Raw genomic sequence first — 15,221 nt, forward strand, 5'->3', positions numbered from 1 at the left:
GATCCGCCGCGATCAGATCCGGGCGGTGTCTCGCTCCGAGGCAGCCCGGGCGATCGTGTCGTGCTCGACTCGCGGGTCGGCGAGGACGTACTCCCGGCTGCCGTGGGGAGCGGCGCCGCCGGTGGCTACCTCGGCCATGACCGGGGCGGGAGGTGCGACGTGCCTCGACATCCTGTCGATAGCAGCCAGCGCGACCGCCGAGAGAATGAAGACCATGTGGATGACGACCTGCCAGAAGACTCCGAGTGGGGTGTAGCTCTCCCCGGTCACGTCGCTGCCGGAGCCGGCATCCGTCATGTTGCCCACTTCGATGAAGGTCTTGAGCAGGTGGATCGACGAGATGCCGATGATCGCCATGGCGAGCTTGACCTTGAGTACGTTGGCGTTGACGTGGGACAGCCATTCGGGCTGATCCGGGTGGTCGGTGAGGTTGATCTTCGAAACGAACGTTTCGTAGCCCCCGATGATCACCATGATGAGCAGGTTGGCGATCATGACCACGTCGATGAGGCCGAGGACGGCCAGCATGACGCTCGCCTCTGTGACGTCGGCGGAGTGGTTGATAACCTCGTCGCCGAGGTGCCACAGCTCCTGGATGAAGACCCAGACATAGATCAGTTGGGCGACGATCAGCCCCAGGTAGAGCGGCGCCTGGAGCCAGCGGCTGAGGAAGATCATGTAGCCGATGCCGGACACCGCAAAACTGCGTGCGGGAGGAGTCGGGGAAGAGGACACGGAGGCTCCTGGCTGTGAGATCAACGGGATGAAGTGCGAAAAAGGCGCGGGTAAATCCTAGGGCGGCGAAGCTGCGAGTTCCCGTCAGGCCGTGGCGGCCTCGTTCATCGGCTAAAGTGGAATCAGCGAAGGGGAGTATCCCTCAGCACGGCATCCGTCATCACGGGTCACATCGATGAGACCCCGGGCGTCGTGGCACGGCCATGTGGCCGGGCGGGAGAGACTTTCGGGTGTTTGCCGCACCCACCCACCCCTTACGGAAAGGCCCCGGATGCACCCGGAATTGCCCCTTGCGTTCGAAATCGGCTCCTACGTCGTTCTCGGACTCATTCTTCTTGCCGACCTTCTGCTCGTCGTCAAGCGGCCCCACATCCCCTCGATGAAGGAATCCACGCTCTGGGTGGTGTTCTACGTCACGCTGGCGCTCGTCTTCGCCGGGCTGATGTTCCTCGTCGCCGGCGGTGAATACGCCGGGCAGTTCCTTGCAGGCTGGCTGACCGAATACAGCCTCTCGATCGACAACCTCTTCGTGTTCGTCATCATCATGGCCCGGTTCTCGGTGCCGAAGCGACTGCAGCAGGAAGTCCTGATGGTGGGCATCATCATCGCCCTCATCTTCCGCGGTATCTTCATCGTTCTTGGAGCACAGCTGATCGAGAGCTTCAGCTGGGTCTTCTACATCTTCGGTGTCTTCCTGCTCTGGACCGCCTGGAAGCAGGCGTTCGGCCACAACGAGGATGCTGAGGACGGCGAGACCGCTCTCATCACCTACATGAAGCGCCACATCAGCATCTCTCCGGAGTTCCACGACTCCAAGCTCCGCACGATGCTCGACGGCAAGAAGGTCTGGACGCCGATGCTCATCGTGTTCATCGCGATCGGCACCACCGATGTGATGTTCGCGCTCGACTCGATCCCGGCCATCTTCGGCATCACACAGAGCCCGTTCATCGTCTTCACGGCGAACATTTTCGCGCTGATGGGTCTCCGCCAGCTCTACTTCATGCTCGGCGGACTGCTGGAGCGACTCCACTACCTCAAGTACGGAATCGCCTTCATCCTCGCCTTCATCGGTGTCAAGCTCGTGCTGCACGCCATGCACGAGAACGAACTTCCGTTCATCAACAACGGGCAGCACATCGAATGGGCGCCCGAGATCAACACCTGGACCTCGCTCGCCGTCATCGTCGGCGCGATGATCGTCTCCACCGTCGCCAGCCTGGTCAAATCGAGTCGGGACGAGCGCAAGAAGGAATCCATCTCGGTCGACTGACGGATGCCGCGTGGCCGTACACGCATCGAAAGGCCCTGCCTCCAGCTCTGCTGGCGGGAGGGCCTTTCGTGGTTCAGACGGACGGTTTCCGCGACTCGCCGCTTCGGGTGGTGGCGGGTCGGCGTGCCGGCGAGTCGGTCCGCGGAGGGGCTCCTCGAGCAGGTTCGGGTGGGGGTGCCGGCGGCGGCTGCTGCGGCACTGGCGTGCACGGGTGATATTCTGAACGCGTGCTGTTCAGGCTGCTTCTTAGTTGCCGCGACGGGGCCTAACATCCAGGCCTCCCCGTCGCGGGGTTTGTCCTGCCTGATCCACCCTTTCTTGCGAGGAAACCGATGCAGCAGAACACCGTACCCACTGAAAATGCCGTGCCTGAACGTGGCACGCGCTCCGGTCACCCCAAGCACGCCGCTCCCGCGCCTCAGCCGCGGACGCTGGCGGAGAAGATCTGGGAAGACCACCTCGTCGCCAAGGGCGAAGACGGCACGCCCGATCTCATCTACATCGATCTGCACCTCGTGCACGAGGTCACGAGCCCGCAGGCATTCGACGGGCTCCGGCTCGCCGGGCGCCCCGTGCGCCGACCAGACCTGACGATCGCGACCGAGGACCACAACACGCCGACCCTCGCCATCGACAAGCCGATCGCCGACCTCACCAGCCGCACGCAGATCGAGACCCTGCGCAAGAACGCCGTCGAGTTCGGTGTGCGACTGCACTCGCTCGGTGACATCGAGCAGGGGATCGTCCACGTCGTCGGTCCCCAGCTGGGGCTGACCATGCCGGGTATCACCGTCGTGTGCGGCGACTCCCACACCTCGACCCACGGGGCTTTCGGCGCCATGGCGTTCGGCATCGGCACGAGCGAGGTCGAGCACGTGCTCGCCACGCAGACCCTGCCGCTCAAGCAGTTCAAGACGATGGCCATCAACGTCGAGGGCACGCTCCGTCCCGGTGTCACGGCGAAGGACATCATTCTCGCCGTCATCGCCAAGATCGGCACCGGCGGTGGCCAGGGCTACGTGCTCGAGTATCGCGGCTCCGCCATCCGCGCGCTCTCCATGGAGGGCCGTATGACGATCTGCAACATGTCGATCGAAGCCGGGGCGCGTGCAGGCATGGTGGCACCGGATGAGACGACGTACGCCTATCTGAAGGGTCGCCCGCACGCTCCGGAGGGAGCCGACTGGGACGCCGCTGTCGAATACTGGAAGACGCTGCCCACCGATGAAGGCGCCGTCTTCGACGCCGAGGTCTCCCTCGACGCCGACACCCTTGACCCGTTCGTGACGTGGGGCACCAACCCGGGCCAGGGCGTGTCGCTCAGCGACGCCGTGCCCGACCCGCACACCATCGCCGACCCGAACGAACGCGCCGCGGCCGAACGCGCCCTGGAGTACATGGACCTCACGGCCGGTACGCCGATGAAGCAGATCCCGGTCGACGCGGTCTTCATGGGCTCGTGCACCAACAGCCGCATTGAGGACCTCCGCGCTTTCGCGTCGGTGGTCGAGGGCAAGAAAAAGGCCGACGGCGTTCGCGTCATGGTCGTGCCCGGATCCGCGCGCGTGAGGATCGAAGCCGAAGCTGAGGGTCTCGACAAGATCATCACCGACTTCGGAGCGGAATGGCGATTCGCCGGCTGCTCCATGTGCCTCGGGATGAACCCGGACCAGCTCGCGCCGGGGGAACGCTGTGCTTCGACGAGCAACCGCAACTTCGAAGGACGCCAGGGCAAGGGCGGGCGTACCCACCTCGTGTCTCCGCTCGTCGCAGCGGCGACCGCCATTCGCGGCACCCTGTCCAGCCCCGCCGACCTCGAAGGAGCGAACTGACCATGGAAAAGTTCACCACAGTCACCGGGATCGCGGCCCCGCTGAAGAGATCCAACGTCGACACCGACCAGATCATCCCCGCGGTCTACCTCAAACGCGTCACCAAGACCGGCTTCGAGGACGCGCTCTTCGCGGCCTGGCGGCAGGATCCTGATTTCGTGCTGAACCAGTCGGCCTTCCAGGGTGCCCAGGTGCTCGTCGCCGGGCAGGATTTCGGAACCGGCTCATCGCGAGAACACGCCGTGTGGGCGCTTCGCGACTTCGGATTCAAGGTCATCCTCAGCCCGCGGTTCGGAGACATCTTCCGGGGCAATTCAGGCAAGCAAGGCCTGCTCGCGGCACAGATCTCCGAGGAGGACACGAAGAAGATCTGGGCGCTGATCGATGCCCGGCCGGGAATAGAGATCACCGTCGATCTGGTTGCACAGACTGCTGCTATCGGTGACCTCACGGTTTCATTCGAGATCGATGATTACACTAGGTGGCGGCTCCTCGAGGGGCTGGACGACATCGGCCTCACCCTGCGCAACGAAGCACAGATTACTCAGTTCGAGGCTTCAAGAGAGTCATGGCGACCCAAGACTCTTCCCATCAAGTAACAGGCAGCGCAGGTAATACATTTGAGTTCACTTCTTCAGGATGCTTCACGGGCGGGAGCCAGCGTGGGCCTTCAAGGCGACACAATCACGATCCACGGTGGACGTCCGCTCCGCGGTCGTATCGAACTGAAGGGAGCCAAGAACCTCGTCACCAAAGCGATGGTGGCTGCCATTCTCGGGGAAACTCCGAGCGTTCTCCGCGACGTTCCTGACATCAGCGACGTCCGGGTCGTCCGCGGCCTGCTCGACGTGCACGGCGTGAAGGTCACAAGCGACGAGGAAGGTGTTCTTCACCTCGACCCGTCCAACGTCGAAAGCGCCCACATGGCCGACATCGACGCGCACGCCGGCTCGAGCAGAATCCCGATCCTGTTCTGCGGACCGCTGCTGCACCGCCTCGGCGAGGCGTTCATCCCCGACCTCGGCGGATGCCGCATCGGCGACCGCCCGATCGACTACCACCTCGAGGTGCTCCGGCAGTTCGGAGCCGTCGTTGAGAAGCAGCCGAGCGGCATCCGCATGTCAGCGCCGAACGGCCTCAAGGGCACCAAGGTGCACCTGCCGTACCCGAGCGTGGGAGCGACCGAGCAGGTTCTCCTCACCGCGGTGCGGGCTGACGGCATCACCGAGCTTCGCGGCGCGGCCATCGAGCCCGAAATCATGGACCTGATCAACATCCTGCAGAAGATGGGTGCGATCATCACGGTCGACACCGACCGGGTCATCCGTATCGAGGGCGTCGAACGCCTCGAGGGCTACTCGCACACGGCGCTCTTCGACCGCAACGAGGCAGCCAGCTGGGCCGCGGCGGCCCTTGCCACCGAGGGAGACATCTTCGTCGGCGGCGCGCGCCAGCCCGAGATGCTCACGTTCCTCAACGTGTTCCGCAAGGTCGGCGGCAAGTTCGACATCGCTGACGACGGCATCCGGTTCTACCACCCCGGGACGCAGCTCAACCCCGTCATCATCGAAACCGATGTGCACCCCGGGTTCATGACCGACTGGCAGCAGCCCCTCGTCGTCGCCCTCACCAAGGCGAAGGGCGTGTCGATCGTGCACGAGACCGTCTACGAGCAGCGATTCGGCTTCGTCGACGCGCTCGTCGAAATGGGTGCGACCATTCAGGTTCACAAGGAGTGCCTCGGCGGCCAGGCCTGCCGGTTCGGACAGAGGAACTTCAACCACTCGGCCGTCATCTCGGGCCCGACGCACCTGCGCGGTGCCGACATCGTCGTGCCCGACCTGCGCGGCGGCTTCTCGCACCTCATCGCGGCCCTGAGTGCGGAGGGAACGTCCAGGGTCTCGAACGTCGGCATCATCAGCCGCGGCTACGAGAAATTCATCACCAAGCTGGAGCAGCTGGGAGCAGATTTCGTTCTCGAAGGCTGATGGCCGTGACGAAGAGCGACAACCGCCGGCGAGCGAGCCCGGAGAAATCCCGGCCGTCCATCTACTGGCTGCTGGGGGCCATTGCGTTGCCCCCAGCACGCCTGATGATGAAGATCCGGGTCCAGGACGGGCACAAACTGCCCATCTCCGGACCGTTCGTGCTCGCGCCCAACCACTTCAGTGAGATCGACCCGATCGTCGTCGGGATCGCCGTCTGGAAGATGGGCCGCGCGCCGCGGTTCATGGCGAAGGCCGGGCTCTTCAAGATCCCCGTCGTCGGCTGGCTGCTCACCAGGTCCGGTCAGATCCCGGTCGAACGCGCGGGGTCGACCCGCGGCAACGACCCGGTGCAGGCCGGTGGACTCCTCGTCGAAAAAGGGCAGGGCGTCGTCATCTACCCCGAGGGTTCGCTCACGCGTGATCCCGCCCTGTGGCCGATGCGCGGCAAGACGGGCGCCGTCCGGGTCGCGCTGACCCATGGCATCCCGATCACCCCGATCGCGCACTGGGGTACCGACAAGGTAATGGCCCGCTACTCGCGCAAGATTCACTTCTTCCCGCCCAAGCGGATCGACGTGAAGGTCGGCGACCCCGTCGACCTCTCCGCGTTCGCCAACCGGCCCCTCGACGCCGCGACGCTCACCGAAGCGACGGCCGTCGTGATGAAGGAGATCACCGCGCTGCTCGAGGATCTCCGCGGCGAAAAAGCGCCCGACGAACCGTGGGACCCCAGCAAGCACAACCAGAAGGACACGGGTCGATTTTGAGCCGACGACTGACTTCCCCGGCACGGGTTGCCGTGCTCGGCACCGGCAGTTGGGGCACCACCTTCGGCAAGATCCTCGCAGACGGCGGCGCCGACGTGACCATGTGGGCGCGTCGACCCGAACTGGCCCGCGAAATCGCGAAGCAGCACCGCAACAGCGACTACCTTCCCGGAATCCAGCTGCCGGCGAACCTCACGGCGACGTCGAACCTCGCCGATGCGCTCCGCGGCGCGCAGCAGGTGTTCATCGCCGTGCCCAGCCAGTCGCTGCGGGACAACCTCGTCGCCATCCGGCCGTTCCTCGAACCCGACACCATCGTGGTCTCCCTGATGAAGGGCGTCGAGCGACGCTCGGGGTTGCGGATGAGCGAGGTGATCCGTCAGGGACTCGACATCGACCCGACGCGCATCGCCGTGGCATCCGGACCCAACCTCGCCCTCGAGATCGCGCGTGAACAGCCGACCGCTGCCGTCGTCTCGTCGGTGAGCATGGAGACGGCTCAGGCCGTCGCTCTGCTCGCGCGGAACCGCTACTTCCGCACCTTCGTCAACACGGATGTCATCGGTACCGAATTCGGCGGAGTGCTCAAGAACCTCATCGCCGTGGCGATCGGCATCGTCGACGGCGTCGGCTACGGCGAGAACACCAAGGCGTCGATCATCACGCGCGGTCTCGTCGAAATGACCGACTTCGCGGTGGCGCAGGGCGCACAGGCCGAGACCCTCGCCGGGCTTGCCGGCCTCGGCGACCTCATCGCGACCTGCCAGTCCCCGCTGTCGCGCAACAACACGGCCGGCCGTCTGCTCGGCCAGGGGTACAGTTTCTCCGCCGTCGTCAAGCAGATGCAGCAGACGGCCGAAGGCCTCGCGTCTGTGGCGCCGGTGCTCGAGCTTGCCCGATCGATCGGCGTCGAAATGCCCATCGTCGAGCAGGTCAAGCAGGTGCTCGACGGAACGCTCGACCCCAAAGACATTGCACCTCACCTCACGACAGACAGCGACGAGCCTCAGGGCGAAAGGACAAACGATGACGCAGAAGCGCCTGGTGGTGGTGTTGTTTGGAGGTCGATCAAGCGAGCATTCGATCAGCTGCGCGACGGCGGGCGGAGTCCTCAAGGCAATTGACCGGTCGCTGTTCGACGTGGTCCCGGTCGGGATCACCCGCGACGGCGCGTTCGTCCTCGAAGAGGACGACCCGGCGAAGTTCGCCCTCGACCCCTCGAACCTGCCCGAGGTCGTCGACAACGGATCCCGCGTGCGCTGGCCGGACAGCATCCTGTCGCGCGAACTGCGCGTCACGCTGCCGGACGGCGCTGAGCGGTCGCTCGGGAGCCCCGACATCGTATTCCCGATTCTGCATGGACCGTTCGGCGAGGACGGCACGCTGCAGGGCATGCTCGAGCTCGTCGGTTACCCCTATGTCGGCAGCGGGGTGCTCGCCTCAGCCCTCGGCATGGACAAGCATTTCACCAAGACCGTGCTCGAGCACGCCGGCATCACCGTTGCGCCCTGGCGCACGGTGACGGATGCCGAGTACCGGGCGCGTCCCGCGGTCGCCGCAGAGGCGCTCGAGGTGCTCGGCTCGCCGGTCTTCGTCAAGCCGGCCCGTGCCGGCTCCAGTGTGGGCGTGAGCCGCGTGACCACCGTTGCCGATCTCGACGCCGCCATGGCGACGGCATTCGCCGAGGACCCGAAGGTTCTCATCGAAGCCGGTGTGCCGGGTCGGGAACTGGAGATCGCCGTTCTCGGTGGTCGTCCGGGGGAGCCTGCTCGAGCATCCGTCGCCGGAGAGATCGTGCTCTCGGGTCGGGAGTTCTATGACTTCGACGCCAAGTACCTGGATGCCCCCGGCATCGACCTCGTCTGCCCCGCCGACCTGTCGGACGCTGAGCTGACGAAGCTACAGAACGTCGCGATCCGTGCCTTCGACGCCATCGGCGCAGAGGGCCTCGCCCGCGTCGACTTCTTTCTGCCCGCGGACGGCGGCATCGTCGTCAACGAGGTCAACACGATGCCCGGCTTCACGCCGATTTCGATGTTCCCGACCTGCTGGATCCGGTCGGGGCTGAGCTACGAGAACCTCATCACCGAACTCCTCGACGTGGCGGCGGCGCGGCGGGGCGCCTGACGGGTAGTGCGGTCCGGGTCATCCGTTGCGGTCCGGGTCATCCGGCGCACCGGGTGAGTTCGTCCGGAGTGAGTGAATCCGCGGATGGCGTTCGGCGGATGGCGGCGAGCGGCGTCTCGGGCCACGCAGCTGCGCGACATCCGATTCACGCGTTGCGGTCCGATTCACTCGGCGTAGCGGGTGAGTTTGTCCGGAGTGAGTGAATTCGTCGGCGCCGCTACTCCAGGACGTCGCCCGGCGCGAGACAGGCCGAAGTGGCGGGGATGACCGACACGGCCGAGGTGAGGTCGATGAGTGCTGTCGTGCCTGACACGCCGCCGGTCTCGGGATTCGCGTTGATGACCACCTCGACGGCAGGGTCACGGCCGTACGTCGTATACCGGTAGGTGTCGTTCTCCGCGTCGGACTCGTCAGCGATCCAGTCGACGCCGTTGAGGGCGATGCAGGCGTCGGTGGTGGGGCCGGGCACGGCGACACCGCAGTGCAGGAGGACGGCCGCGGGGTCCCCCCAGGCGCCGGTGGCCTGGGCTGAGGTTTCGCGCTTCGGTTTGTCCGCCACCGTGTCAGGCAGGCGCACCGTCACGTCGGCGCACGCCGGGTCGTTGGCGTTCTCTGCCGGCTCGAGCGGCACGGCCTGCACGCAGCCGGTGAGCAGCGTCGTCGCGAGTGCGACGAGGGCGGTGGTACGGGCGAGGGTGCGGAGCGCGGTGCGGGAGGACATCGCTCTCAGGCTACCGTTGAACGCATGAGCCAGAGCCTTGAGACGCCTGAACGGCAGCCGCGACCGGACACCGTGCGAGAGGTGCACGAACTCGCGGTGCTCGACCGGATCTTCCCGCTCCTGCCGGTTGCCGCCAGCCAGCTCCTGGGCCCCGGCGACGACGCTGCAGTACTCGCCGCCCCTGACGGCCGCTTCGTCGTCACCACCGACATGATGGTCCATGGGCCAGACTTCCGGCTGGCCTGGTCGCAGCCGCACGACCTCGGCTGGAAAGCCGCCGCGTCGAACCTCGCCGACGTCGCCGCCATGGGTGCACGGCCAACCGGCCTCGTCGTCGCCATCGCCGCCACCCCGAACACTCCGGTGAGCGTCCTCGAGGGGATCTCCGCCGGCCTGCGTGACGCCTGTGCGCTTCTCGCGCCGGGCTGCGGTGTCGTCGGGGGAGACATGTCCGTCTCAGACACCCTCACCCTCGCCATCACCGCCTTCGGCGATCTCGAAGGCCGTGCACCGGTCCTGCGGAGCGGTGCACGCGTCGGCGACGTCGTCGCCCTGGCCGGCAACGCGGGCAAGGCCGCCGCCGGGCTCCGCCTGCTCTTCGCCGAAGGGGTCGACGAGCACGGTCACCCGGATGCCGCGGCCGCAGCCACCCTGCGGGCCCGCGAGCCAGAGAGGGTCGGGGCGCAGCTGGCGCCGACGCCGCCGATCTCCTCCGGGGTGGATGCCGCCGTCGCCGGCGCCACCGCCATGCTCGACGTGTCGGACGGGCTTGCGCTCGACGCGGCCCGGATCGCCCGTGCCAGCGGCGTGTGCCTCGACCTTCACCGGGACGCACTCGGCGACGACGTCGAGTCGGCGCTCCGTGGGGGAGAAGACCACGCGCTGCTCGCCACCTTCGGCCCGGATGCAGCGCTCCCCGCCGGGTTCCGGCCGATCGGTCGCGTCCTCCACGGGAACGGGGTCACCCTCGACGGGGATGCCGTCGGCGGCGTCCTCGGCTGGGACCCCTACGTCGGCTGGGACGGCCAGGCCGGCTGAGCCCCGCCTGCTCGGCTGCCGGCGAGGTTGCGCACAACTCCGCCAGATCGGGCTGGGTTGCGGCCGGGATGCCGTGACTGGGCAGGCTCGAGACGCCCAACCCACGGATTGGCGGACTTATGCGCGAAGGGAGGCACGGCCGCGCCTGCTCAGCTGCCGGCGGGGTTGCGCATGACTCCGCCAGATCGACGGCAAAGTGCGCGGGGCTGCCGGGCGGGCGCGGGTTGAGCTGGCCGCTGACTCGGATTGGCGGAGTTGCGCGTCAGGGGCCGACCGCACCGCCTCGAGCCGGACGCCCGAGCTGGACTACTCCGGCCCAGACGGCACCGCCCACCAGACCATGGTCTCGCCATACTTCTTCGAGCGGATCGACGTGAGTCCCTCCGGCCACGACGGCTCCGGCGTGCGGGAACTGCGCTCCACGACGACGAGGGCGTCGTCGGCGAGGACGCGGGGAAGCGCGGCGAGGTTCGCGGTGAGTTCCGGCTCCGGCATGTCGTACGGCGGGTCGAGGAAGACCAGGTCGAAGGTGCCGACGGCCGAGTCGAGGTAACTCTGCACCGAACGGGCGGCCACCGTCACCACGAGCTTGCGGGGGGATGCCTTCTGCACGGCGATGGCGTTCGCCCGGCACGCCGCCGCAGCGGGCGCAGCCCGCTCAACAAGGACGACTTCGACAGCTCCGCGGCTGGCGGCCTCGAGGCCCAGCGCTCCCGATCCCGCATACAGGTCGAGCACCTGGGCGCCATCGACGGCGTCGCGCGCGTCGAGCGCGGAAAACATGGCCTCACGCACCTGGTCGCTCGTCGGCCGGGTTCCCGACTTCGGTACCTTCAGGGCCAGGGAACCGGCGAACCCGGACACGATTCTCGTCACCCGCCCAACAGTACCGCTGCGACCGGCCCTGAGGAGACGATCAGGCGACTCGGTCACCGGCCATGCCTAGACTCGACGTATGCCGACCGACCCGACCGCCAAAAAGCTCGACGGTGTGCTCGGCGGACGCACCGCCGCTGCCTTCAAGCGCGCGTTCGGCATCGTCACCGTCGGGGATCTCCTCGAGCATTACCCGCGCCGGTACGCGCGACGCGGAGAACTGACGGCGCTGAACCGCATCCCGGTCGGCGAAAGCGTCACCATCGTGGCCGAGGTCCTCACCGTGCAGGAACGGCCGATGAAAGCGCGGCGCGGCTCGATCCTCGAGGTGCGGATCACCGACGGCCAGGGCATCCTCGTGCTCACCTTCTTCAACCAGGCCTGGCGCACGAAAGAGCTGTCGCCGGGCACGCGCGGCATCTTCGCCGGCAAGGTCGGCGACTACAAGGGCGTCCTCCAGCTCGCCCACCCCGACTACGAACTGTTCGAGGCCGCCGAGCAGGGCACCAGTGCCGAATCCGCGCGCGCCTGGGCGATGACCCCGATCCCGATCTACCCGGCAACGGCGAGCATCGCGAGCTGGCAGGTGGCCAAGGCCATGGCCGTCGTCCTCGACGGCCTCGAGCCGCTCCCCGACCCCATCCCCGAAGACGTCCGCACCCGCGAGAACCTCCTCGGTTACGGCGACGCGATCGAACTGATCCACCGGCCCAAGACGGATGCCGACGCGCACGTCGCCCGCGACACCCTCCGTCACCGAGAGGCGTTCCTCCTCCAGGCCGCGCTGCTCCAGCAGCGGCAGATCGCGCGGTTCGAGGAGACCACGCCGAGGATCCCGGCACCCGGCGGACTCCTTGAACGTTTCGACACCGCCCTGCCGTTCACGCTCACCGGTGACCAGCAGCTGGTCGGCGCCGAGATCGCCCGCGACCTGGGTCAGCCGGTACCGATGAACCGCCTGGTGCAGGGCGAGGTGGGCTCGGGCAAGACCCTCGTCGCGCTGCGGGCCATGCTCACTGTCGCCGAGTCCGGCGGCCAGGCCGCGCTCCTGGCCCCGACCGAAGTCCTCGCGGGCCAGCACCTCCGGTCGATCGTGAAGTCACTCGGCCCCGACCTCGCGGCGAGCCTCATGCCGACGCTTCTCACCGGGCAGATGCCCGTCGCCGAGCGAAGACGCGCCATGCTGCGGATCGTCAGCGGACAGGCGAAGATCGTCATCGGCACCCACGCCCTGCTCAGCGAGAGCGTGACCTTCTACGACCTCGGCCTGGTCGTCGTCGACGAACAGCACCGGTTCGGCGTCGAACAGCGCGAGACCCTGCGCCAGAAGGGCCATCAGCCCCCGCACGTGCTCGTGCTGACGGCAACGCCCATCCCGCGCACCGTGGCGATGACGGTGTTCGGCGACCTCGACGTCAGCACCATCCGCGAGCTTCCTGCCGGCCGGGCCGGGATCGAGACCTTCGTCGTCGGACTCGTCGACCACCCCGCCTGGATCCACCGGGCCTGGGCCCGGGTCGCCGAAGAGGTGGCCGCCGGGAGGCAGGCCTTCGTGGTCTGCCCCGCGATCGACGTCGGCGAACCCGAAGACGACGGGGAGCCGCCCGTTGACGAGAACGCCGCGACGCCGGACGCGCCGGAGCGCACCCGCGCCACCGTCGTCGGGACCCTCGCGGAGCTCGCCGCGACCGAGGCCACCCGCTCGCTCCGGCTCGCCGCACTCCACGGGCGGATGCCGAGCGACGAGAAAGACTCCATCATGCGCCAGTTCGCGGCCGGCGGCATTGACATCCTCGTGGCGACCACCGTGATCGAGGTCGGCGTCGACGTGCCGAACGCGGCAGCGATGGTCGTGCTCGACGCCGACCGGTTCGGGGTTTCCCAGCTGCACCAGCTGCGCGGCCGGGTCGGCAGGGGCAGCCTGCCCGGGCTGTGCCTGCTCGTGACCGCGGCCGAGCCGGGCAGCATCGCACGCGAGCGCGTGGATGCCGTCGCTGCCACCCTCGACGGCTTCGAGCTCGCGCAGGTCGACCTCGAGCTCCGGCAGGAGGGCGATGTGCTCGGCAGCGCGCAGTCCGGCGGCCGCTCGTCGCTGCGCCTCCTCCGCGTCGCCCACGACGGCGACCTCATCGCCCTCGCCCGGTCCGAAGCAGCCGCCGTGCTCGACTCAGACCCGGCGCTGTCGGACCATCCCGTCCTCCGGGCGGCTCTCGAACATCGAGTGGACGCGTCCACCCGAGCCGCGCTGTCGAAGAACTGAGCAGGCATGTCACCCGAACGGGCACCCGGGCCGAGCCTGATCGTTTTCTGTTGGTCGTGGCCCGCGGATTGATGCTCCCGCTAGTCTTGAGAAATGCAGAGGATCGCCGTCGTTCCGGGCTCATTTGACCCCGTCACCCTGGGTCACATGGACGTCATCAAGCGTGCCGCCGGACTGTTCGACGAACTGCACGTCCTCGTCGTGCACAACCCGGGCAAGTCGGCGCTGCTGCCGATCACGGAACGGGTGTCCCTGCTGGAGAAGTCGATCGAGGAGGCCGGCTCTGGCGACAACATCGTCGTCGCGTCCTGGAGCGTCGGGCTTCTCGTGGACTACGCGACGGATGTCGGGGCATCCGTGCTGGTGAAAGGCATCCGCTCCCAGGTGGATGTCGCATACGAGACACCGATGGCGATCGTCAACCGACACCTCGCCGGAGTGGAGACGATTTTCATGCTTCCGGATCCCGCCCATGCGCACGTGTCGAGTTCGCTCGTCCGCCAGGTGTCATCGCTCGGCGGCGACGTGAGCCCGTTCGTTCCCCCTCCTGTCGCCGAGTTCCTCCAGCGATCATGACCAGCCTGCCCACCCGCGCACCGACCGACGGCTCCACCGCCTTTGTCGAGGACGCGGTCGGCCTCCCGCCCACTGAAGCGCACCGGCTCGCCGACGACATCATCCGCAACGTCGAATCGGTGATCGACGGCAAGCACTCCGCCGTGCGGACCGCACTGACGGTCCTCCTCGCTGAAGGGCACCTCCTCATCGAGGATGTTCCGGGCGTGGGTAAGACGGTGCTGGCCAAGGCCCTCGCCCGCAGCGTGCACGCCACGGTGAGCCGGATCCAGTTCACGCCTGACCTTCTGCCGAGCGACGTCACCGGGATCTCGGTCTACAACCAGGCCGACCGCCGCTTCGAGTTCAAGCCCGGCGCGGTGTTCGCGAACATCGTCATCGGTGACGAGATCAACCGAGCCTCCCCGAAGACCCAGTCCGCCCTGCTCGAATGCATGGAAGAGCGTCAGGTCACCGTCGACGGTTCCACCTATCCGTTGTCGAGGCCGTTCACCGTCATCGCGACGCAGAACCCGATCGAGATGGAGGGCACGTACGCGCTGCCCGAGGCCCAGCGCGACAGGTTCATGGCCCGGATCTCGATGGGCTACCCGGACGAGGGCTCCGAGTTGAGCATGCTCACCACCCGCGACACCTCCAACCCGCTGTCCACCCTCGAACCGGTGGTATCCGCCGCGTCCCTGCAGCGCATGATGGTGTCGGTACGGAACGTGTACGTCTCACCAAGCGTGAAGGAATACGCGGTGGGCATCGTCCGGGCGACACGGGCACACCCCGATCTCCGCCTCGGCGCGAGCCCGAGGGCGACGCTGCAGCTGGTGAGGGCGGCGAAGGGGCTCGCCCTCGTGGCCGGCCGCGACTTCGTCCTCCCCGACGACATCGACGAGCTGGCGCTCCCCGTTCTCGGCCACCGTCTCATGCCCACCAGCAGGGCACTCGGCCACCACCAGCGTGGCGACGACCTCATCGCCGAACTCATCGCAGGCATCCTGGAGACCGCGGTCGTCCCGCCGTCGAACACGAGGTAA

At 67.3% G+C, this 15,221-nt stretch carries 14 protein-coding genes; 11 read left to right on the forward strand and 3 right to left on the reverse strand.

Annotation, left to right across the window (positions count from 1 at the left end):
* Window positions 1-12 precede the first annotated feature (12 nt).
* A complete protein-coding gene (locus tag ABIE24_RS08505) occupies window positions 13-735 on the reverse strand; it encodes a TIGR00645 family protein (protein WP_354498683.1) in 723 nt (240 codons plus the stop codon).
* Window positions 736-1,006: 271 nt separating this feature from the next.
* Between ABIE24_RS08505 and ABIE24_RS08510 the strand changes: the two genes are divergently transcribed.
* From ABIE24_RS08510 to ABIE24_RS08540, 7 genes are all read left to right on the forward strand, one after another.
* A complete protein-coding gene (locus tag ABIE24_RS08510) occupies window positions 1,007-2,008 on the forward strand; it encodes a TerC family protein (protein WP_354498684.1) in 1,002 nt (333 codons plus the stop codon).
* 332 nt (window positions 2,009-2,340) lie between these two features.
* Window positions 2,341-3,840, forward strand: a complete 1,500-nt coding sequence (gene leuC / locus ABIE24_RS08515) for a 3-isopropylmalate dehydratase large subunit (protein ID WP_354498686.1) — start codon at window positions 2,341-2,343, stop codon at window positions 3,838-3,840.
* 2 nt (window positions 3,841-3,842) lie between these two features.
* Window positions 3,843-4,439, forward strand: a complete 597-nt coding sequence (gene leuD / locus ABIE24_RS08520; RefSeq protein WP_354498688.1) for a 3-isopropylmalate dehydratase small subunit — start codon at window positions 3,843-3,845, stop codon at window positions 4,437-4,439.
* Window positions 4,440-4,502: 63 nt separating this feature from the next.
* The gene (murA, locus tag ABIE24_RS08525; RefSeq protein ID WP_354498690.1) at window positions 4,503-5,828 is read left to right on the forward strand and encodes a UDP-N-acetylglucosamine 1-carboxyvinyltransferase; all 1,326 of its coding nucleotides are present in this window, start codon (window positions 4,503-4,505) and stop codon (window positions 5,826-5,828) included.
* Window positions 5,829-5,833: 5 nt separating this feature from the next.
* Window positions 5,834-6,595 carry a lysophospholipid acyltransferase family protein gene (locus tag ABIE24_RS08530; RefSeq protein WP_354498692.1) on the forward strand — a complete coding sequence of 254 codons (762 nt, stop codon included), beginning with the start codon at window positions 5,834-5,836 and terminating at the stop codon, window positions 6,593-6,595.
* Window positions 6,592-7,719: an NAD(P)H-dependent glycerol-3-phosphate dehydrogenase gene (locus ABIE24_RS08535; protein ID WP_354498694.1), complete on the forward strand. Its 1,128-nt coding sequence runs from the start codon at window positions 6,592-6,594 to the stop codon at window positions 7,717-7,719. The genes ABIE24_RS08530 and ABIE24_RS08535 overlap by 4 nt, the downstream gene beginning before the upstream one ends.
* Window positions 7,622-8,722, forward strand: a complete 1,101-nt coding sequence (locus ABIE24_RS08540) for a D-alanine--D-alanine ligase family protein (protein WP_354498696.1) — start codon at window positions 7,622-7,624, stop codon at window positions 8,720-8,722. Before ABIE24_RS08535 ends, ABIE24_RS08540 begins: the two co-directional genes overlap by 98 nt.
* 217 nt (window positions 8,723-8,939) lie before the next feature.
* Here ABIE24_RS08540 and ABIE24_RS08545 read toward each other — a convergent pair whose 3' ends face one another.
* Window positions 8,940-9,443, reverse strand: coding sequence for a DUF3515 family protein (locus ABIE24_RS08545; protein ID WP_354498698.1), 504 nt, complete (start codon window positions 9,441-9,443; stop codon window positions 8,940-8,942).
* Window positions 9,444-9,467: 24 nt separating this feature from the next.
* On the opposite strand from ABIE24_RS08545, the gene thiL reads away from it, so the two are divergent.
* Window positions 9,468-10,481: a thiamine-phosphate kinase gene (gene thiL, locus ABIE24_RS08550; RefSeq protein ID WP_354498700.1), complete on the forward strand. Its 1,014-nt coding sequence runs from the start codon at window positions 9,468-9,470 to the stop codon at window positions 10,479-10,481.
* A 306-nt stretch (window positions 10,482-10,787) separates the two neighbouring features.
* On the opposite strand, the gene rsmD is transcribed toward thiL, so the two are convergent.
* On the reverse strand, window positions 10,788-11,357 hold the full coding sequence (gene rsmD / locus ABIE24_RS08555; RefSeq protein WP_354498702.1) for a 16S rRNA (guanine(966)-N(2))-methyltransferase RsmD: 570 nt from the start codon (window positions 11,355-11,357) through the stop codon (window positions 10,788-10,790).
* Between the two features lie 79 nt (window positions 11,358-11,436).
* Here rsmD and ABIE24_RS08560 point away from each other — a divergent pair, with 79 nt between their 5' ends.
* From ABIE24_RS08560 to ABIE24_RS08570, 3 genes are all read left to right on the forward strand, one after another.
* Entirely contained in the window at window positions 11,437-13,617 is a 2,181-nt protein-coding gene (locus ABIE24_RS08560; protein ID WP_354498704.1) for an ATP-dependent DNA helicase RecG, read from the forward strand.
* 93 nt (window positions 13,618-13,710) lie between these two features.
* Window positions 13,711-14,193 (forward strand): pantetheine-phosphate adenylyltransferase, encoded by a 483-nt coding sequence (coaD, locus tag ABIE24_RS08565; protein WP_354498705.1) that lies wholly within the window; start codon window positions 13,711-13,713, stop codon window positions 14,191-14,193.
* Complete coding sequence (locus ABIE24_RS08570; protein ID WP_354498707.1) at window positions 14,190-15,221, forward strand: AAA family ATPase; 1,032 nt, start codon at window positions 14,190-14,192, stop codon at window positions 15,219-15,221. The genes coaD and ABIE24_RS08570 overlap by 4 nt, the downstream gene beginning before the upstream one ends.

The sequence above is a fragment of the Mycetocola sp. 2940 genome (genome assembly GCF_040548835.1).
GTDB lineage: Bacteria > Actinomycetota > Actinomycetes > Actinomycetales > Microbacteriaceae > Mycetocola_A.

What these genes read in the sequence shown, in the direction of transcription:
- leuC (WP_354498686.1), top strand. Translation starts at nt 2,341, where the DNA reads ATGCAGCAGAACACCGTACCCACTGAAAATGCCGTGCCTGAACGTGGC.
- thiL (WP_354498700.1), top strand. Translation starts at nt 9,468, where the DNA reads ATGAGCCAGAGCCTTGAGACGCCTGAACGGCAGCCGCGACCGGACACC.
- ABIE24_RS08540 (WP_354498696.1), top strand. Translation starts at nt 7,622, where the DNA reads ATGACGCAGAAGCGCCTGGTGGTGGTGTTGTTTGGAGGTCGATCAAGC.
- ABIE24_RS08560 (WP_354498704.1), top strand. Translation starts at nt 11,437, where the DNA reads ATGCCGACCGACCCGACCGCCAAAAAGCTCGACGGTGTGCTCGGCGGA.
- ABIE24_RS08570 (WP_354498707.1), top strand. Translation starts at nt 14,190, where the DNA reads ATGACCAGCCTGCCCACCCGCGCACCGACCGACGGCTCCACCGCCTTT.
- ABIE24_RS08510 (WP_354498684.1), top strand. Translation starts at nt 1,007, where the DNA reads ATGCACCCGGAATTGCCCCTTGCGTTCGAAATCGGCTCCTACGTCGTT.
- coaD (WP_354498705.1), top strand. Translation starts at nt 13,711, where the DNA reads ATGCAGAGGATCGCCGTCGTTCCGGGCTCATTTGACCCCGTCACCCTG.
- ABIE24_RS08545 (WP_354498698.1), bottom strand. Translation starts at nt 9,443, where the DNA reads ATGTCCTCCCGCACCGCGCTCCGCACCCTCGCCCGTACCACCGCCCTC.
- leuD (WP_354498688.1), top strand. Translation starts at nt 3,843, where the DNA reads ATGGAAAAGTTCACCACAGTCACCGGGATCGCGGCCCCGCTGAAGAGA.